The following is a 19,222-nucleotide window of genomic DNA, read 5'->3' on the forward strand; positions in this document are numbered from 1 at the left end:
TCCTACCTATACCTGTTTTTTAAAAGGCTGCCTGGCTTTCTATGAAGCGAGGCAGCCTACATTCCATGGCATACGGACAGGTTACTTCTGATAAAGTTCTTCTTTGGAGGATGTCAGTTCCCCGTATCGGGAACGTTTCAAATAATTACCTTTGCCAAGTTTACCGACAAATTCTTTGTTCTTAATGACATAGTCACCACGTGAGAGGACACTGACCGGCTGGCCAGTTACTTTCATACCTTCGAATGGATTGTAATCGGCAGCCATGTGACTCGTTTCTACAGAAATCGTGCGTTCTACAGTAGGGTCGAAGATGACGATATCCGCATCTGCACCAACGGAAATGGTTCCTTTCTGTGGAAACAGTCCGAATGTCTTCGCGATTTTCGTGGACATAATATCTACGAACTCGTTCAGTGTAATGCGTCCTTTTTTCACACCTTCAGAGAAAAGGATACTTACACGGTCTTCAATGATCGGGCCTCCGTTTGGAATCTTCGTGAAGTCTCCTTTTCCTAAGTCTTTCTGACCTTTAAAGTCAAAGGAACACTGATCAGAGCCAAGTGTTTGGAGATCGCCTGTTTTTAGCGCTTTCCATAACACTTCCTGGTGGTGCTTTTCACGAAGTGGTGGAGACCACACATACTTGGCTCCTTCGAAGTCTGGCTTCTCTAAGTAACTTTGATCGAGGACTAAGTATTGTGGGCACGTTTCGCCTGTGACGTTGTACCCCTTCTTACGAGCTTTTGCGATAGCATCGACCGCCTGTTCACAAGTTACGTGGACGACATATAGCTGGGAGTCAGCAAGTCCCGTCAATTCCGCTGCACGTCCCGTCGCTTCTCCCTCTACTTCAGGTGGACGCGTCAATGCATGATAGATCGGATCTGTTTGTCCAGCTTCCAATGCTTTATTCACTAGGTGATCAATCACATCGCCGTTTTCCGCGTGGACCATGACTAAGGCACCCAGCTTTTTCGCTTGCTCTAATGTTCGAAAAAGCGTGCCGTCATCTGCTTGGAACACATTTTTATAGGCCATGAAAACCTTGAATGAAGTAATGCCTTCGTCCTCAATGACACTCGGTAGCTGCTCAAGGACATCATCGTTCATTTCACCAATCATTAGATGAAAGCTGTAATCGATGACGGATTTATCCTTTGATTTGGCGTGCCACTGATCAATTGAATTCTGTAGTGGCTTTCCTTTGTCTGTCAGGCAAAAGTCGATGACTGTGGTTGTCCCGCCGTGAGCAGCCGCGATGGTACCTGTTTCAAAGTCATCCTTACTCACCGTCCCACCAAATGGCATCTCGAGGTGCGTGTGCGGGTCGATGCCTCCAGGGAAAATGTAATTCCCCTCCGCATCCACCACTTCTGCCGAAGGATCGGTCAAATCCTGACCAATCAAAGCAATTTTTTCATTTTCGATAAGGATATCCGCTTTGTACGTATCAGCCGCCGTAACAATCGTTCCATTTTTGATGATTTTCTTCATCTAATCCCTCCATAAAATTATTTAATTAAATTGACATCACAAGAGGATGCGGCACCGATGGCTGCTTGTCTTTCATTCCATGTCATCGGAGGCTTGCCGTTCGCATATTCCACCATATCGATTGCGCCATCGACTGGACAGACGATGCTGCAAAGATTACAACCGACACAATCCTCTTCACGAACTTTCAGAATGTCGTTTCCATTAGCGTCCTTCAACATATCGATACACTGGTGAGAAGTATCTTCACAAGCGATGTGGCACTTATTACAGTTGATACAGACATCATTGTTAATTTGAGCGACGACTTGATGATTGAGATCTAAGTTCCCCCAGTCACTGTATTTCTCAACAGACTTCCCAACCAAATCCATGACAGAGTCAATGCCTTTTTCATCAAGGTAATTGTCGAGACCCTCGACCATATCATCAATGATACTGAATCCGTGGTGCATCGCTGCTGTACAAACCTGGACACCTGTCGCTCCCATAAGCATGAACTCGACAGCTTCTCTCCAGCTCGATACCCCGCCCATTCCTGATATTGGCACATTGATTTTCGGATGGCGCGCACATTCAGCGACCATATTTAATGCAATCGGCTTCACGGCAGGACCACAGTATCCACCGTGTGCTCCTTTGCCGGCTACGTTTGGTATCGTATCCCATGAATCGATGTCAACCCCGGCAAGACTGTTAATCGTGTTGATCATACTGACCGCATCTGCACCGCCATTGACAGCTGCTTCTGCTGTGAAAGTAATGTCGGTAATATTCGGTGTGAGTTTTACGATGACAGGCGTTTGCGCGACTTCTTTCGCCCACATCGTCTGCTTCTCAACAAGCTCTGGAACCTGGCCGGAGGCTGCACCCATGCCGCGTTCCGCCATCCCGTGTGGACACCCGAAATTCAACTCTAGTCCGTCCACTCCGACATCTTCGACACGTTTGACGATTTCATGCCATTTTTCCTGAGTCGGTTCAACCATTAACGAGGCAATAATCGCATGGTCCGGAAACCTTTTTTTCGTTTCATAAATTTCTTTCAAGTTCACTTCTAACGGGCGGTCTGTGATCAGCTCAATGTTGTTGAAGCCGGCCACTTGTTTTCCATTAAATCCTACGGCCGCAAAACGGGAGGATACATTTAAGATTGGTTCACCCAACGTTTTCCAAACGGCGCCACCCCACCCCGCTTCAAATGCGCGTTGGACCTGGTAGCCCGAGTTTGTCGGAGGTGCCGATGCGAGCCAGTATGGGTTTGGTGATTTGATTCCAGCTAGATTCAAACTTAAGTCAGCCATGTATGTTCCTCCTTGTTGAAAGATTTATAGGCATTTGTCGGTTCAGGTGCCAGTTGCTTGTGGATCGCCATCGCCGCCTCTTTTCCTTGCTGTGCAGCTGTCACGACCATTGCTTCTCCCTGACCTTTAGCAAAAATGACATCTCCCGCTGAAAAAACTTTCGGGTTCGATGTTTGCAATGTTTCTGGATCTACTGTGACAACGCCACCCTCATGATCAAGCCCAAACCCTTCGATAAGGTCGGTATAACGACTTTGTCCAATCGCTTTAATGACAGCGTCCACTTCCATAACAAATTCAGAGTTTTCAACAGGAGATGGTCGGCGTCGGCCATCTCCATCCGGCTCGCCAAGGGCCATTTTCACACATTTAAGGTGCGTGACCTTTCCGCTTTCATTACCGATGATTTCGATAGGCTGGGTCAACCAGTTGAATTCCACATCATCCTGTTTTGCAAAGTCATATTCAAATTCATAGGCCGTCATTTCGTTTCTTGTCCTGCGGTAGACGATTTTCACATCGTCTGCTCCTTTTCGAGCGGCACAGGTCGCTGCATCAATGGCCGTGTTACCAGCACCAACAACGACCACATTTTTACCCAGAAGTTCGTCAGTGATTGGGCCGGATTTCGTGCTTTTCACAAACTCAATCGCGTCGTGCACACCGTCCAGATCCTCTCCTTCAATGCCGAGCATCGGAACATTTCCCATACCGATCGTCAGAACGATCGAATCATAATTATTGGTCAGCTCTTCAAAAGAAACATCTGTTCCAACGCGAGTATTTGTTCGAATTTCAACATCCAGTTTTTCCACTTGATCGACTTCCCAGCGAGAAATGTCCTGAGGTAGACGGAAAGAGACAATCCCATAAGTATCAAGACCACCGGCTTCAGCTTCCGCCTCAAAAATCGTTACATCGTAACCGAACCTCGCCAGTTCTCTAGCGGCCGATAAACCTGCAGGGCCTCCTCCGACAACCGCAACTTTTTTCCCATTTTTCTTGCCAGGTTTAAATAAGAGCTGTTCATTTTTGATGGCCCAGTCTGTGGCAAATCGTTGCAGATCTCCAATTAAGATTGGTTCAGTGGAATGGTTCAAAACACAGGCGCCTTCGCATAACTCTTCGGTCGGGCAAACACGGGCGCAGGTCGCTCCGACAGGGTTGGACGACATAATTGTCGTGGCCGACCCTTTTAAATTCCCGGACGCGATCTTTTTAATGAATTTCGGAATATCAATCCCTGTCGGGCAAGCCTGGATACATGGAGCATCGTAACAATATAAGCAGCGGTTGGATTCTTCCATCGCTTCCTGAGCATTCAGCCCGTCATGGACTTCCTCAAAGTTCACCTTCAAGTTTTCTAATGAGATTCCTTTACTCTTTAACTGGGTCAAGGTGTTTCCCTCCTTTAATGAAAGAGAGGCTTTTAGATTAGCCTCTTAATAAAAAAGTTCCACATAGAGAAAATGGTTCATTTTCTTTTGCTCTATGCAGAACTTCTACTTTGTGTCTGATGGATAGGTTTTAAGGGAGAAGCTCAACCATGTTTTCGTAAGTTTCAGGACGGCGGTCGCGATAGAACTGCCATGTGTCACGTACTTCACGGATAAACTTCTTGTCCATTTCTGCAACGAGGACTTCATCTTGATCACGGCTGGCGGTTGCAACGAAGTTTCCGCGTGGGTCGACAAGATAAGACTGTCCATAAAATTCACCCATGTTCCACGGTCCTTCATAACCGACACGGTTGATCGCGCCAAGGTAATACCCATTCGCTACAGCATGAGCAGGCTGCTCAAGTTTCCATAGGTACTCAGAAAGTCCAGCTACAGTTGCTGATGGGTTGAAGACCACTTCTGCACCGTTCAAACCTAGCAATCTAGCACCTTCCGGGAAGTGACGGTCATAGCAGATATAAACACCGACTTTGGCAAAGGCCGTATCGAATACAGGATAGCCGAGGTTTCCTGGCTTGAAGTAATATTTCTCCCAGAAACCGTGTCCTTTGTCTCCGACAGCGACTTGTGGAATGTGATGTTTCCGGTACTTCCCTAAATAAGAGCCGTCCGCATCAATCACGGCAGCTGTATTATAGTAGGTCGCGATTCCTTCTTTTTCATAGATCGGAAGGACAATGACGACGCCTAGTTCTTTCGCAAGGTCCTGAAAACGTTTCGTTGTCGGACCATTAGGAATCTCTTCCGCTGATTCGTACCACTTCGGATTCTGTTCTGAGCAAAAGTATGGACCATAGAAAATTTCCTGAAGGCAGATGATCTGCGCCCCTTTATCCGCGGCTTCTTTTACTAGTTTGATATGTTTTTCAATCGATTGTTGCTTATGAACTTCTACTGGCTCACTCCCGTCCACATCATGTGAAGCCTGTATTAAACCAATTTGGACTTTATCAGACACTAAAATTCCTCCTTATGTAATCCTTTTTGTTGTCCATTCACTTGAAACCAAGTCCCCAAGACTCTGATCTCCTGTAACTTCGCAACCTCCTATGACTGAATTTTCATTATTTACTGAATTTTTAAATAACTACTTATACTTTACATCAAAAATTAAAAAATTCCATTATACATAATGTTAAATGTTGCACTCTGCGTTTAGATTTTTTGTAAGATTGGCAGGGAATTTGTGGATTCGATAGTGGGAAGGGCGCGAAATGTTTAAAATTCCGCGCACCTATAAAATTAGTACCAGCGTTGGGTCAGCATTTTACGCTTCGTATAGAAGTTAAGTCCATCTTTACCATTGGCATGGAGATCGCCATAGAAGGACTTTTTGTTTCCAGAGAATGGGAAGAACGCCATCGGGGCAGGGACGTTGACATTGACACCAAGCATTCCGGCATCCATCTCTTCTCTGAACTGTTGAACGGCTTTTCCACTTGTTGTATAAATAACAGCACCATTTGCGAACTCAGATTTGTTGGCTGTTTCAATCGCTTCATCAAGCGTATCAGCCCGCACAATACTGAGAACAGGAGCAAAGATCTCATCTTTCCAAATCTTCATATCATCAGTGACGTAATCAAAGATTGTCGCACCAAGGAAATATCCAGACTCATTCTCACGGAGTTCTACCCGGCCATCACGAACGAGCTTCGCATTATCCTGTTCCCCTGCTTCAATGTACCCGAGAACACGCTCGCGGTGGGAGTCACGAATCAATGGTCCCAGATTGGTTTTCTCATCTAGACCATTTCCTACATTCAACTGATCAGCCGCTTCTTTTAATTTAGCGACAAGATCATCAGCTACATCGCCGACGGCTACGACTACAGAACAAGCCATGCAACGCTCGCCCGCGCTTCCGAAAGCTGCATTGATGATTCCTTCTACCGACTTGTCTAAGTTACAATCCGGAAGAACGATGGAGTGGTTCTTGGCTCCAGCGAGTGCCTGAACGCGCTTGCCGTGGTTGGCAGCTGTTTTGTACACATATTCAGCAACAGGCTGAGAACCAACGAAAGAAATGGCGTCGACTTCATCATGTTCCAGCAACCCGTTTACAACGTCATGAGCACCATTGACAACATTGAGGACGCCTTTTGGAAGACCCGCTTCATGTATGAGCTCAACGAGCATTTTCGCAAGAATCGGCGTGCGTTCAGATGGTTTTAGTACAAAGGTATTCCCACACACGATTGCAAGCGGGAACATCCACAATGGCACCATCATCGGGAAGTTAAATGGTGTGATCCCCCCGACAACCCCGACCGGATAGCGGTACATTCCAGAGTCAATTCCTTCAGCGATATCCGGAAGGACGTCACCCATCATAAGGCTTGGTGCACCGGCTGCGAATTCGACACATTCTATACCACGCTGCACTTCACCTGTGGCATCTTTCATCGTCTTTCCATTTTCCTGTGTGAGTGCTTTTGCCAGCTCTTCGCGATTTTCTACCAATAACTGATGATACTTAAACATCACTCTGGCCCGCTTCGGTACCGGTACCTTTTTCCATGTCTTAAATGCTTCTCTCGCTGATTGGACCGCTTTATCTACATCCTCTTTCGATGAAATGGGAACTTGTGCAATGATCTCTCCTGTCGCAGGATTGGGTACGTCCTCCACTTGCCCGTTTTCCGACGAAACCCACTCGCCTCCAATGAAGTTTTGAATGGTTACCTGATTCTTCTTTGAGAAAGTTGTCTCCATTTTTTCACCTCTACTCGTAGATTCTGTTCCTTTACACCCTTCAAAATATATTATAAATTCAGAAAATTTTTACATCAATGGACGAAGTGTCAAATCAAAAACCTGCAATTTTAACACAATGACCTTAAAGAGAGGACTTATCGTCATTTGGATAATACTGGATGACCTGGGCAACCTAATAATGGGTGACCAGGTCATCCAGTATTTTACATATAGGAGGGGTTCTGTTGAGCAATCAAAAGAAGGAAATTCAGCCGAAGCAGCACCAGGATCGACAGCCAGGTTTTGAATATGAAATGAAGCCGCTTCCGGAATACGTGGATCCAAAGTATAAAGGAAGCGGAAAATTAATGGGAAAAGTGGCAGTCATCACAGGGGGAGACAGCGGGATTGGCCGTGCTGTCAGCCTTTATTTCGCAAAGGAAGGCGCGGATGTTGCCGTTTTATACCTTAACGAACAAGAGGATGCCGAGAAGACGAAAAAATTAATTGAAGAGGAAGGCCGCACATGCCGCCTCTATAATGGAGATATCGGAAGTGCTGCGTTTTGTGAAGAAACCGTCCAACGAATAAAGACCGAATTCGGACAGATTGATATCCTCGTCAACAATGCGGCCATGCAATTTCCGCAAAAAGACCTGACAGCCATTACGAATCAGCAGCTTGAAAAGACCTTCCGCGTGAATTTCTTTTCTTATGTGTACATGGCTAAGGCCGTACTCCCTCACTTCCAAAAAGGGAGCACAATCATCAACACCTCATCAGTCACCGCTTATGAGGGGAATGAGCAGTTAATTGACTATTCATCAACCAAAGGAGCTATTACTACATTCACGCGTTCCCTCGCCAAGTCCTTGGTCGGTAAGGGCATCCGCGTGAACGGCGTCGCACCTGGCCCGATCTGGACACCATTGATTCCTGCAAGTTTTGATAAGCAAAAAGTTGCGGAATTTGGTTCCAACAATCCGATGGGACGTCCGGGACAGCCGTATGAACTTGCTCCTGCCTATGTTTATTTGGCAAGCCAAGATTCCAGCTACGTCACAGGGCAAATGATCCACGTCAATGGGGGCGTACCCGTCAACGGTTAAACGCATGGTATCCAATAAAAGCGGCCCCCACACCAAAAGGCTGGGGACCGCTCTTTTCATATAAAATCACTATCCATCATTGCAGGTTTACTTTTAGATGATCGCCTTCTACCAATACGTTTCCTTCCTCGTCAAAAACATCACTGGTTTCGATTTTCATAGAATCTAATTCTTCCCAATCATGCTCAAGGACAAATCCCATTTGTCCGACACGTGTTTCACCTGGTTCATACATACCTTTTAGCTTTTCTAGATAAAAGTCGTCCTTGAACCCCAATTTCTCCCCGTTATTCGTCTCCAAGACTTCCACGGGGGCTACATTCACTTTCTGCTCTCCAGTATTCTTTATAGCTACCGTAAACTTGATATAGTTAAAGTTTGTTTCGTTATGAGTATAGGCATGGAAATAATCAACTAAATCAGGGGATGGAGAATAATTGAGTACTTTCACATCCTTCACCGCCATCTGGACCGGCCCCACTTCTATATACTTCTCGATCTGCTTCATAGCTTTAAGGGTTAACCGTCCGTCCATATCTTCTACCTTGGCCCCTACTTCTTTTAAGTCCTCATCGTCGGGAGCTTGGGGATTATTTTTATAATTCGTTTGTTCCGGAATTTCGAATAAAGGAGATGGATCCTCCGATTCATTTCCTTCTCCAGCCACATGGTTTGAACACCCAGTAAGGATAATGGAAATAGTTAAACTCAAAAATAGCAGCAAACGTTTCACCGTTCATCTCTCCTTTTTCTAAAAAAGCCTCCCTATGGAAGGGAAGCTTTTTCAATTATTTATGTGCCTGTTTTTTTATCTTTCCATTCTCCATCAAGTTCATGACCTTTTGGCCAACTTCGTGGTTATCATGAAGTCCTGCGAATTCTTGAGACTGAGGACCATAACCGTACACAATCACATCTTCCCCAGTATGGCCGCCTGTTGTCCACCCGGTACCAGAGCGAATATCGAAAATGTGCTCAATCGCATTATCAATCTCTGTTACTGATCCATTTTCAGCTGCTTCTTTCACGGATTGGATTTCTTTGTCGGTCAATTCAAGGTCCACGTACTGCTCTAGCGTTTCTTCGACTCCTGCTCCTTCTGAAATTTCAGCAGCCATAAAGTCAGGCGTACGTTTCGCAGCTTTCAAAGGTTCAGGATTCCACTGATATTCTCCATCCCGTCCCATCGTCATTCCACCTGTAGAGTGGTCGGCTGTCGTAACAACTAGGGTATTCTTATTGTTCTTCGCAAACTCAATAGCTTCTTCATAAGCCGCTTCAAAGTCTTGCATATCACTCATAGCCGCTACTACATCATTATCATGACCTGCCCAGTCGATCTGACTGCCTTCCACCATAAGGAAGAAACCATCTTTGTCCTTGCTCAGCCTGTCCAAGGCGGAAGACGTCATTTCCTCTAAGGAAGGAGCATCGGAAGAGCGGTCAATCATCTTGTCCATCCCTTTAGGTGCAAATAAACCAACGATTTGATCATTGGAATCTTCCATAAGTTCCTCACGAGATTCCACATAGCTGAATCCATCTTTTTGGAAGTCATTGGTCAAGTCGCGGTCCTCCCTTTTGAAATAGGAAGTACCTCCACCAAGCAACACATCAATCTTGTGTTCACCATTCACTTTTTCATCAAAGTAATCATCAGCGATATCATTGTAATTGTGTCGGGATTCATCATGGGCACCGAATGATGCAGGTGTAGCATGATTGACTTGGGATGTGGCTACTAGACCCGTAGATTTGCCTTTTTCCTTCGCCAACTCTAGAGCAGTTTTCACTTCATTCTTCTCCATGTCCACCGCAATGGCATTGTTGTAAGTTTTAATTCCTGCTGCCATTGAAGTTGCAGCAGCCGCGGAATCCGTAATACTCTCATCTGGATCCCAGGAATAAGTCTCCTGCATGCCAATTAAATGTTCATCAAAGGCTGTGTTTTCCGTATAAGGAGTAGAAGGGTCATCCTTGAAGTAACGGTAAGCGGATGTGTAGTTAGGTCCCATGCCATCTCCAATTAGAAAAATAATGTTCTCTACCTTTCCTTTATCATCCTTAGGTTTTGCAGAAACCTCGTCGTTAAAGGTAAAAGCAGAACCTCCTAGAATTAAAGATGTACTTAAAGCCACTGGCAATAATTTTTTCATATACTTTTTACTAAACAACTTTATTCCTCCTTGTGATATGTCGATGCAATACGCATATTACTTGGAGAATATGAAACAATGGTTAAAAAACTGTAAATCTATCGTAAATTAACAAATTGAGTACATAGAATCAGGCCTAAAGACCGGAATTAAATTATCACCGAATGGTTGGTTAAGCGTGGTATAATAGTTCAAAATCTAAACAAAAAGGGTGTGTATTCATGACCAAAAGCTTTTGCCACTGTTTTAGTAACAAGGAGGAGATCGACCGAGGAATCACAGATAAATGTACATACCTCGCCTTTTGTGTCGTATCTGGTGAGCATGGAGCTGTAGAGTTCAGTTTCCGCACCAGTTATATCGACAGTGATTCAGCTGCCCCTTTCAAGAAATTTTACGAAGTGAGCGAAGAACTTGAGGATGATGATCAAACGTCAAGGAGACTAAGGGTACACAGCAAACATCCGCTTGCGCAAAGTGATGCGGAGCCAACAGAAAAATCTTTCTTACGATCTTCTGAACGCTTCTACTCCTATAAAATCGATCTTGACTTAAATAAGCTTCAATCGTTTAACAACAACCCTGACAAGTACTTAAGAACTATACATTCGAAAACTCTATACGATGAAATGAAAGCAGTATATAGGAATATCTTTAACCATTTACCGAATGCATTAAAAAATGATCACTGGGTAGTGCTCGTAGATTAGCCTCGCTTTACATATGGGGATTGACCGGAAAAACGGAGTATATCATGGACGTTCACACACCAGCCAAAAATGTCATAGGCTATGGAGGATATAAAGTAAAGACAGGAGGAAAATAAATGTACTCCAATTTTAACCATGTCCCTTATGGTTATGGCTATCCCTATGGGGCAAATCCCTACCACTCTTATTTCCGCTATGCCTATCCTCAAGCCTACGGTACTCACCAGAACTATTATGGCTACGATTTCAGGCAACCGGTGAGCGGCCAGGCCAGCTGGACAGAAGGCGGAGAAGTGACGAAATGCGGAATCCCATGGTCGAATAACCGATACATGACGGCTGCTGTCGGTCAAAATTCGCCTTACCAATGCGGACAAACGATCAAAGTGAAAAACATGGCCAATCAACGGGTCGTTTTAGTCACGGTCGTAGACCAAGTTCCTAATTACCCAGAAAATAAAATCAACCTTCACCGAAAAGCCTTTGAAGCCTTAGGTGCAAGTGTGGATTCGGGTGTGATCAATGTAGAGATCACACCCAACCCTCAATTAGAAGAAGAAAAATGGGGCAAATATTTACTAGAGATCGCTCAGTCTGCTTACCCGAATTATAACGCCACGGATTACAGTAAACTAAGCCAAACCCAGCAGAATGGTAACGTGAAGGAAGTTTATAAGTTTGTCATGGAATCCTCTCAGGAAACAATGAGCATTGAAGGAACAGTTATTTATAATCCAGCGACAGACCGAATCATTACAATTAATCTCAAGGAAGTATCCTAAGGCTCCATATGTTTATAGAGACAGCTCTCGTCTGTCTCTTTTTTTTATGAAAAAAATAAATGATTGTATCAAATATAAAAAGAAATGACGCAGCCTCTCCCTGGATGAGAAACTGCGCCATTCCGGCACTTAGTATGGATGATTCCGATTGGGCTCGAACCAACGACCTCCACCCTGTCAAGGTGGCGCTCTCCCAGCTGAGCTACGGAATCGTATGTAGAAATTTGTCGGCTGTTTTGCTGACAAATAATAATATACTACGGAACAAATAAAGTGTCAATGAAATTTTAAGAGTTTTTTAAGTTCATGTAAAAGTAGCTTTTTATCCCTGCCATAATCGGTCATACTAAGAATCATACCCTAAACTAGGAAGTAGGTCTTTTTATGAATAAAGGAAAGGTTTGGATCAATCTCAGAGACAGTTTTTGGTTTCTCCCTACGATATACAGTATCCTTTCAATCATTGCTGTCGCGCTAACCGCGCTCATTGATCAATGGATCATATCAGAATATAAAAGCAACATCCCTTCTCTATTTTTAACAAAGTCTTCAGTCGCTCAAACCTTATATGGCTCGATGGTGACATCCATCTTGACGATGACGACCATCAGTTTTTCGACCATCATGGTTGTACTGACAACGTACACAACCCAGTTTTCACCCCGAACCTTGCAGGATTTCATGAAGAGTCGTGTAACTCAACATGTGCTGGGCGTGTTTTCATTTGGCTTTATTTTTTCCCTCATTAATTTGTTCCTATTAGGAAAAGAACCGGGTTTAGGTTTGGTGAGCCCTCTCTTCACTGTCATCGTCTCTATTATTTGTTTAGCCTTTTTCATATTGTTCATTCACCATTCTTCACGATTCCTGAAGGTGAATAACTTAATTGGTGCCATTAGGAAAAGCACCTCTACCCTTATCACAAAAACTTTTAAAGAAAAGAATTATCAAACAGCCACCGAATGGAATGACGAAAAGCTACAAGCATTAGACCAATCAAATGCTCATGTGATTACAGCTGAGAAATCGGGTTATGTACAAAATGTTCAATATGGCTCTCTTATCAAGTGGGCTAAAAATCACACGCTTACTCTTGAAACAAGCTTTTTAATGGGAGACTATATTCAAAAGGGAATGCCCCTCTTTTATTACTGGAAGAATACGGATCAGGAACTTTCGAACCCGCAGGAATGCACAGCTTTCGTCTTGATTGGGAATGAACGGATTGATACACAGGATGTCGAGTTCTCCATACAGAAGCTTGTGGAGATTGCAGTCAGAGCCATCTCACCAAGCCTGAACGACCCCCATACGGCAACGAACTGCATTAACCGGATTGGGTCACTGCTTATAGAGTTGGGATCGGTTTATGAGCCCATCCGATATTACATTGATGATGATGACGAGCTTCGGTTAATCGCACAGCCGAAATCCTTTGAAGAATACCTTTATAAGAGCTTTTACCAAATAAAAATATACGGCTATCATGACATATCCGTAATGAATAGTGTTCTTGAATCCTTATACAAAATCGCCGCCATGCACGATCAAGCGGTTCAAGAAGACGTTTGGACCTTTGGAAAAACAATCATCAATGCCGTAAAAGTAGATGAGTTGGATGAACTCGATTACAAAAGGTTCAACAACCAAGTAAAAAAATTAGCCAAAGCCTGTAACAAAGACTTCACCTTACAAAAACAATAAGCGAACAAATTCTTCTGCATGGAGGCTTTAAAAGTCTGGAGAAGGAGGTCTCTTCTAGAGGCAGAGGGATGGGTATATCAATTGTTTAATTGTTTCTTGGACAAAAAAAGCGAGCATCCATCATGGATGCTCGCTTTTTGATTAGTGATTCCGATTGGGCTCGAACCAACGACCTCCACCCTGTCAAGGTGGCGCTCTCCCAGCTGAGCTACGGAATCGTATGTAACCAAAGTAACTGGCTGACAAGAAATAATATACTATGAAACACGAACAATGTCAACAGACTCTCAAAGGTATTCTTACTTCAAAACCTCATACACTCCTTTCAGCCACAAACACCCTATCCTCCCCCAATCAAAAAAAGATCATTTTACCTATAAATCCCACCCATCATCTTTTCCACTTTTTCGACAATTATATGATAAAATGAAAAGTGGAACGTTTACATGAAAAATTTAATGGGAAAGCCTAAAGGAACTTTCCATGCTGTAAGGAGGTGGTCGGAAAATGGGTAGAGATGGATCCATGAAAGAATATACCATTGAGAGTCAATACTTACAGGAGACAATGACACTGAGGGTGTACACCCCAAAGAATTTCTCTCCATTATACAAATACCATTTCTGTATCATGCAGGATGGAAACGATTATTACTCCATGGGGCGCGCGGCCACGTTGAGTGATAAACTCCATAAAGAAGAAAAGATCGAGAACACCATTTTCATCGGCATCCATTATAATGACAAATACGACCGTCAGGACAAATACCATCCAGACGGAAGGAAACAAGGAGAGTACGTCAATTTCCTCATTCGCGAAGTTGTCCCTTTCCTTGATGATGAATTACCTGGTTACTGTATGGGGCGAGGTCGAACGCTTGTCGGTGACTCTTTAGCAGGAACACTTGTGTTGATGACTGCAGTGAAATTCCCGAACATCTTTGGTAATGTCATCATGCAGAGTCCTTACGTAGATGAACATGTGAAAGAAGTCGTGCAATCGACCAAAGATTTTTCTTCATTGACCATTTATCATACCATTGGCTTGGAAGAAACAGATGTCGAAACGACTGAAGGAGCACGAAAGAATTTCCTTGCTCCTAACCGTGAACTGCGCGAATTTTTGAACCGTCAGCCACTTGCTTATACTTACCATGAATTAAATGGTGATCATACATGGGGTACATGGCAGAAGGATTTTGAACGTGCTTTATTGAAAATGTTTGGTAAGGAATAGCGATATAGAAGGAAACAGGAGGGTTAGTCCAATGAGATACGGAATAGCAGTTTTTCCATCAAAAAAAGTACAGGATGTGGCGAATTCATACCGCAAGCGTTACGATCCCCATTACGCATTGATTCCCCCACACATCACGATGAAAGAAGCGTTTGAAGCAGAAGAGGAAGAAATTGAGAACAAAATCATCCCTGAGTTGAGCGAAATTGCAAAAAATACGCAGCCTTTTTCGTATGGCGTTTATAAGGTGAGCTCTTTCTCCCCCGTCACTAATACGATTTATTTAAAAATCGAACCGTCTGATGAAATTTTCGAATTGAATGACAAGCTGCATGCAGGGGAACTTCCAGAAGAAAAAGATTACGCTTTTGTTCCACATATTACAATTGCCCAAAAACTTTCGGATGAAGAGTTCTCTGATGTATATGGCAGCCTGCGTATGCTGAAATTCGACTTGAATGATAAAGTCGATCGCTTCCAGCTGCTTTATCAGCTCGAAAATGGGGCATGGAGTGTGTATGAAACATTCCGCCTCGGCAAAGGGTGATTCTACGTGGACATCATAAAAGTTAAGAATAAACAGCATAAAGACGACGCATTTTATGTTAGACGCGTCGTCTTTGTAGATGAACAACAGGTTCCCTTGGAAATAGAAATCGACGAATTTGATGATACCGCCATCCATTTTGTTGGATATGAGAAAAATCAACCGGTCGCCGCTGCCCGATTACGCTTTGTTCATGGATTTGGAAAACTTGAGCGAATCTCCGTCACCAAGGAACACCGGGGCCGCTCATTCGGCAAACAGATCATCGAGTCGATGGAAGAGGTCATCCGTGATTATGCATTTGATAAAGCCAAACTCAATGCTCAGACCCATGCAGAGGCGTTCTATGAATCGCTGGGATATGTGACCATTTCAGAACCATTCATGGATGCCGGTATCCCGCACGTTACGATGGTAAAAAAATTATAAATCATTTTCAAAGAAACTCCGGTCACCCGGAGTTTTTTTGTTTATCCTTAGATCCTTTTGTCTAAAATGAAACATATAGGCTACAGATAAGGGTCGTGAAACGCTATGGAGTACTTACAAATCGCTTTAGAAACATTGTTTGGTTTTTCTGCACTTTTTTTTATGACTAAAGTGCTCGGAAAAACACAAATCACTCAAATTACCGCCTTCGACTTCATCTCTGCTCTTGTCCTCGGCGAACTCGTCGGTAATGCTTTATACGATAAAGAAGTCGGAATCCTTGATGTCGGTTTCGCCATCTTGTTATGGACTATTCTTATCTTCACCACGGAAGTCATTACCCAAAAGTTTAAAGGGACACGTAAGATATTGGAAGGAAGTCCTTCCCTCGTCATTTATAAAGGGAAGATCGATCGTGGTCAACTCAAGAAGAACAAGTTGGATCTTAATCAACTCCAGCATTTGTTACGCTCCAAGGATGTTTTTTCTATCCAGGAAGTTCAATACGCTGTTCTTGAAACAGACGGGACAATCTCTGTCCTTAAATCCTCCCAGTATCAAAACGTCACACGTAATGACATGAATTTAGCCCCTCAACCTGTCCCTCTTCCTCGTACCATCATCAGCGATGGAGAGGTCATCTGGGACAATCTCAAAGAAGCAGGTTTTGATGAGAAGTGGCTGAATGACCAACTGAGAGCACAAAGCATCAACGATCCTGCTGAAGTCATGTACGCCGAACACAAAGAAGGCGAACCGGACTTATTCGTCATTGGTCTGTAATGTAAAAACTCCACGTATTGTTCATGATGCGGTCCTCCACGAGGCCCGCTTTTTTTAATCCGATTAAGTAAGCGGTGACCGCCGTTCTGAATAGCAGCCATTGGGATAAACCCTGAGCTTCAACATTATAGTGCTCACACATAGCCCTAACAATCTCCTCATGCGCAGCTGGACCTTCTTCAGCCAGGTATTGGTGCAGCCAGGCGGACAGCTGCTCATGGTAATCCATGTTATTTTGTATCGTCAAGGATGGAGAAGCTTCAAACTTACCATGCCCAGGTACCGCCCCCCTGCATGGAATTTGAGAAAGGCGGTCCAAACTGTCCAACGCCAAGCTTACATCTGTCATAAAGGGAATTTTATGTTTTTTCAATGTCTCCACACTAAAATAACTGTCAGCCGCAAAGAGAATGTCATTGAATTTTAGAGCTAACTGATGGTAACTATGACCAGGAAGATGGTAAGCTTCCGCTCTTAATGACCCAAACCCTATCTGCCCTTCTCCCACGACCTCATCCACCCTTACAGATGGTCCTTCTAAAAATTTGTTATGTAACTCTGGCAATGGATCATTCCCTCCGAATAAATAAAGGGGTTCCATGCTTGGGTTTCTCAAAATAGCTTCTTCAAACACAGGAGCGACGGTATGGACTTCGTAGTTTTCCTGAACAAACCTTGCCCCTCCATAATGATCCGCGTGGGCATGGGTAATAAAAAGGTGCGTCAAAGGAAGCTCTCTTTTCTCGAGTTCCTTGAGCACCTTTTTCACGGATGAAGCATCGATTCCTGCATCAATGAGTACCCCATTCATCCCTTGATGTACGTATCCAATATTGACCGTACTATAATAGTAGTAACAACATTCATCCAATTGTTGAAAAGACATATCTACGACTCCTTTAGCTTTTTCATACAGTTTCGCTAAAGTACTGCCCTTTTCCTGTCATATTGGAATAAATCTTCTCTGTACCGCTTCTCTTAATAGATGAATGGGCGCTGTTCACAGCATGGGTATTCCTCGTTGTATGGATTGATTTCCTACGCTGGTTTATTACACGATCTTGCTCACGGGGGTGGTTGTGTTTCGTATTACCTTCCAACGTGGCTTTGAAAATCTTCTCAAGGACAAAAGGTGAACGTTCACGCTGTGTCGTTCTGGTTTGATAATCCTGATACTGATAGTGATTCACAGGCAGAATATATCCCACATCGACGCCTCCTTTGCTTATCCATACCCTTATTTCCTACTCAAAGAAACGTTCCATCTTCCCCATCTGTTTGGTTAAGAACTTTTCCATGTTCGTCATTCGCTTGGAGAAACGACGATCCCATGCCTGAAAGTCTTTTTCCCACTCATTGAATTTCTTTTCAGGCTGTTTAATGATTCCATTCATTTTCGACGTTTCTACATCAATTTCCTTTAATACTTCAAATAATGTTTTTTCCTTTTTATCTGTCATTGTCGATCCACCCATGTGTAGATGATAGATTGAAGTCCTGCAAGAGCTAGCAACAGTACCAACCACTCTCCGTACGGAACTATTATATAGAAGAAAAGCATAATCAAAGCCGACCATACCCCGACACACCACTGGCAACTTAATCCTTCTCCGATAAAACCCTTCGGCTCAACCCACTCTTCCTCAACACCATGCTCATTTTTGATAACCTTTACTTCAATAAAAGGACGCCTGATCCATTCCATAATGTAATCCCTGACAATCAGACGCGTGAAACGAAAAGTAGCAAGTGCCAGCAATATGATCTCCATGTAAGTAAACATTCTTCTACCCCTCTCCCATGAAGAAAAAGCCACTACGTTTCTTGTAGTGGCTCACTCTTTATTTTCTTAAAACCAGCGAAATCCCCCACGTCGATCGGAAGATTCATCATGATGACGGCGACTGGAACTGCTTTCTTCTCTTGACTCATCTTCTCTACGACGCCTCGGTCCACCAAAAAATGGATCGACACGGTCGTCGCGATCGTGACGATCATGACGCTGGGGCTCGATGACGACATTATCCGCTTTAATAACAAGGTCCTTCACATGGATGACCTTCTTTTTATCAGACATTCCATTCACTCCTTAATCGAATTCACTTCTAATCTATGGCGTTTGCCCCAGTTGGGTATAGTCTCTTGCCCATTAAGGACAAAAAAACTCCGGATTAACAGAAAAGAGACAAATGCCCACACCGACCCAGACACATTTCATATTCTAGTAAAGACAATACGTCAATGCGTATGGAAAGGGGAAATTAGAAAATGAGCTGTGGAAAAAAATTCGATTCAGGTTCATGTGTGATTGATATCCTAAAAGATATCGTCGATGCTCAGAATGATGTCATGCACGATTGCACGACAAGCTGTGAGCGTTCAATCGCAGACCTTTTAGGTGACACTGGTGGAGGGTCCGGTTTTGACACGGTTCCTGTCATCCTTTACTGCAAAGATGGATGCACACCTTTCAAGGGCTACGGTTCCAAACGAAGTGGCGATGATTGCAAAGTGAAAGGAAGCTTCTTCTTCAGAGTTAAATCTGTAGATGACGATGGTTGTGCCATCCTTGAACTTCTTTTTGCTGAACGCCGCCATGATGACGACGACGAAGATGAGGTTGAAGGATCACACCGCCGTAAAGGATTCGATCCAAAATCACCAGCAGATCAAAGCTGTAAAAACCTTCGTGCTTCAGGAATCTGCATCACTGTAGATTTGAACTGCTTCTGCCACGTAACATGTCTTCCGGCAGCAGCAACACTTTAAGATTCATAAAAAACCGCGCACAGATGCGCGGTTTTTTCA

21 protein-coding genes and 2 tRNA genes are annotated in these 19,222 nt (G+C 43.8%); 9 read left to right on the forward strand and 14 right to left on the reverse strand.

Going from position 1 to position 19,222, the window contains the following annotated elements; translation table 11 throughout:
* Positions 1-81: 81 nt before the first annotated feature.
* From hydA to K2225_RS05120, 5 genes are all read right to left on the reverse strand, one after another.
* On the reverse strand, positions 82-1,497 hold the full coding sequence (gene hydA, locus K2225_RS05100) for a dihydropyrimidinase (RefSeq protein ID WP_220583765.1): 1,416 nt from the start codon (positions 1,495-1,497) through the stop codon (positions 82-84).
* A gap of 17 nt (positions 1,498-1,514) precedes the next feature.
* Positions 1,515-2,801 (reverse strand): NAD-dependent dihydropyrimidine dehydrogenase subunit PreA, encoded by a 1,287-nt coding sequence (gene preA / locus K2225_RS05105; RefSeq protein WP_089653978.1) that lies wholly within the window; start codon positions 2,799-2,801, stop codon positions 1,515-1,517.
* The gene (locus K2225_RS05110) at positions 2,789-4,198 is read right to left on the reverse strand and encodes an NAD(P)-dependent oxidoreductase (RefSeq protein WP_220583766.1); all 1,410 of its coding nucleotides are present in this window, start codon (positions 4,196-4,198) and stop codon (positions 2,789-2,791) included. Before K2225_RS05110 ends, preA begins: the two co-directional genes overlap by 13 nt.
* 130 nt (positions 4,199-4,328) lie before the next feature.
* Entirely contained in the window at positions 4,329-5,219 is an 891-nt protein-coding gene (locus K2225_RS05115) for a nitrilase-related carbon-nitrogen hydrolase (protein WP_146814037.1), read from the reverse strand.
* Between the two features lie 284 nt (positions 5,220-5,503).
* Positions 5,504-6,976, reverse strand: coding sequence for a CoA-acylating methylmalonate-semialdehyde dehydrogenase (locus K2225_RS05120; protein WP_220583767.1), 1,473 nt, complete (start codon positions 6,974-6,976; stop codon positions 5,504-5,506).
* 227 nt (positions 6,977-7,203) lie between these two features.
* Here K2225_RS05120 and K2225_RS05125 point away from each other — a divergent pair, with 227 nt between their 5' ends.
* Positions 7,204-8,067, forward strand: coding sequence for an SDR family oxidoreductase (locus K2225_RS05125; protein ID WP_220583768.1), 864 nt, complete (start codon positions 7,204-7,206; stop codon positions 8,065-8,067).
* A 76-nt stretch (positions 8,068-8,143) separates the two neighbouring features.
* On the opposite strand, the gene K2225_RS05130 is transcribed toward K2225_RS05125, so the two are convergent.
* Positions 8,144-8,800: a hypothetical protein gene (locus K2225_RS05130; protein ID WP_220583769.1), complete on the reverse strand. Its 657-nt coding sequence runs from the start codon at positions 8,798-8,800 to the stop codon at positions 8,144-8,146.
* Between the two features lie 55 nt (positions 8,801-8,855).
* A complete protein-coding gene (locus K2225_RS05135) occupies positions 8,856-10,223 on the reverse strand; it encodes an alkaline phosphatase (RefSeq protein ID WP_220584024.1) in 1,368 nt (455 codons plus the stop codon).
* 221 nt (positions 10,224-10,444) lie between these two features.
* On the opposite strand from K2225_RS05135, the gene K2225_RS05140 reads away from it, so the two are divergent.
* Both K2225_RS05140 and K2225_RS05145 read left to right on the forward strand, forming a co-directional pair.
* Complete coding sequence (locus K2225_RS05140; RefSeq protein WP_220583770.1) at positions 10,445-10,933, forward strand: hypothetical protein; 489 nt, start codon at positions 10,445-10,447, stop codon at positions 10,931-10,933.
* 116 nt (positions 10,934-11,049) lie between these two features.
* Complete coding sequence (locus K2225_RS05145; protein WP_220583771.1) at positions 11,050-11,715, forward strand: DUF3889 domain-containing protein; 666 nt, start codon at positions 11,050-11,052, stop codon at positions 11,713-11,715.
* A 139-nt stretch (positions 11,716-11,854) separates the two neighbouring features.
* Here K2225_RS05145 and K2225_RS05150 read toward each other — a convergent pair.
* Positions 11,855-11,927: transfer RNA gene (locus K2225_RS05150), tRNA-Val, on the reverse strand.
* Positions 11,928-12,099: 172 nt separating this feature from the next.
* Here K2225_RS05150 and K2225_RS05155 point away from each other — a divergent pair.
* Positions 12,100-13,419: a DUF2254 domain-containing protein gene (locus K2225_RS05155; RefSeq protein ID WP_220583772.1), complete on the forward strand. Its 1,320-nt coding sequence runs from the start codon at positions 12,100-12,102 to the stop codon at positions 13,417-13,419.
* A 145-nt stretch (positions 13,420-13,564) separates the two neighbouring features.
* Here K2225_RS05155 and K2225_RS05160 read toward each other — a convergent pair.
* Positions 13,565-13,637, reverse strand: a tRNA-Val gene (locus tag K2225_RS05160).
* Between the two features lie 289 nt (positions 13,638-13,926).
* On the opposite strand from K2225_RS05160, the gene K2225_RS05165 reads away from it, so the two are divergent.
* The 4 genes from K2225_RS05165 (at position 13,927) to K2225_RS05180 (ending at position 16,414) form a co-directional block, all read left to right on the forward strand.
* Complete coding sequence (locus K2225_RS05165; protein WP_220583773.1) at positions 13,927-14,655, forward strand: alpha/beta hydrolase; 729 nt, start codon at positions 13,927-13,929, stop codon at positions 14,653-14,655.
* A 31-nt stretch (positions 14,656-14,686) separates the two neighbouring features.
* Positions 14,687-15,202 (forward strand): 2'-5' RNA ligase family protein, encoded by a 516-nt coding sequence (locus K2225_RS05170; RefSeq protein ID WP_146814055.1) that lies wholly within the window; start codon positions 14,687-14,689, stop codon positions 15,200-15,202.
* A 6-nt stretch (positions 15,203-15,208) separates the two neighbouring features.
* Positions 15,209-15,631, forward strand: coding sequence for a GNAT family N-acetyltransferase (locus K2225_RS05175; RefSeq protein ID WP_220583774.1), 423 nt, complete (start codon positions 15,209-15,211; stop codon positions 15,629-15,631).
* A gap of 105 nt (positions 15,632-15,736) precedes the next feature.
* The gene (locus K2225_RS05180; RefSeq protein ID WP_220583775.1) at positions 15,737-16,414 is read left to right on the forward strand and encodes a DUF421 domain-containing protein; all 678 of its coding nucleotides are present in this window, start codon (positions 15,737-15,739) and stop codon (positions 16,412-16,414) included.
* On the opposite strand, the gene K2225_RS05185 is transcribed toward K2225_RS05180, so the two are convergent.
* The 5 genes from K2225_RS05185 to K2225_RS05205 all read right to left on the reverse strand — a co-directional run bounded on the left by K2225_RS05185 (position 16,401) and on the right by K2225_RS05205 (position 18,491).
* Positions 16,401-17,300: an MBL fold metallo-hydrolase gene (locus K2225_RS05185; protein WP_220583776.1), complete on the reverse strand. Its 900-nt coding sequence runs from the start codon at positions 17,298-17,300 to the stop codon at positions 16,401-16,403. The genes K2225_RS05180 and K2225_RS05185 overlap by 14 nt on opposite strands.
* Before the next feature lie 22 nt (positions 17,301-17,322).
* Entirely contained in the window at positions 17,323-17,622 is a 300-nt protein-coding gene (locus K2225_RS05190; protein ID WP_220583777.1) for a hypothetical protein, read from the reverse strand.
* Between the two features lie 36 nt (positions 17,623-17,658).
* Positions 17,659-17,874, reverse strand: coding sequence for a hypothetical protein (locus tag K2225_RS05195; protein ID WP_220583778.1), 216 nt, complete (start codon positions 17,872-17,874; stop codon positions 17,659-17,661).
* A complete protein-coding gene (locus K2225_RS05200) occupies positions 17,871-18,197 on the reverse strand; it encodes a DUF1360 domain-containing protein (protein WP_220583779.1) in 327 nt (108 codons plus the stop codon). The genes K2225_RS05195 and K2225_RS05200 overlap by 4 nt, the downstream gene beginning before the upstream one ends.
* Before the next feature lie 66 nt (positions 18,198-18,263).
* Positions 18,264-18,491 carry a hypothetical protein gene (locus tag K2225_RS05205; RefSeq protein WP_220583780.1) on the reverse strand — a complete coding sequence of 76 codons (228 nt, stop codon included), beginning with the start codon at positions 18,489-18,491 and terminating at the stop codon, positions 18,264-18,266.
* A gap of 191 nt (positions 18,492-18,682) precedes the next feature.
* Between K2225_RS05205 and K2225_RS05210 the strand changes: the two genes are divergently transcribed.
* The gene (locus K2225_RS05210) at positions 18,683-19,183 is read left to right on the forward strand and encodes a CotY/CotZ family spore coat protein (RefSeq protein WP_220583781.1); all 501 of its coding nucleotides are present in this window, start codon (positions 18,683-18,685) and stop codon (positions 19,181-19,183) included.
* Positions 19,184-19,222: the final 39 nt, after the last annotated feature.

The sequence above is a fragment of the Halobacillus sp. Nhm2S1 genome, assembly GCF_019599545.1.
Taxonomy (GTDB): Bacteria; Bacillota; Bacilli; order Bacillales; family Halobacillaceae; genus Halobacillus.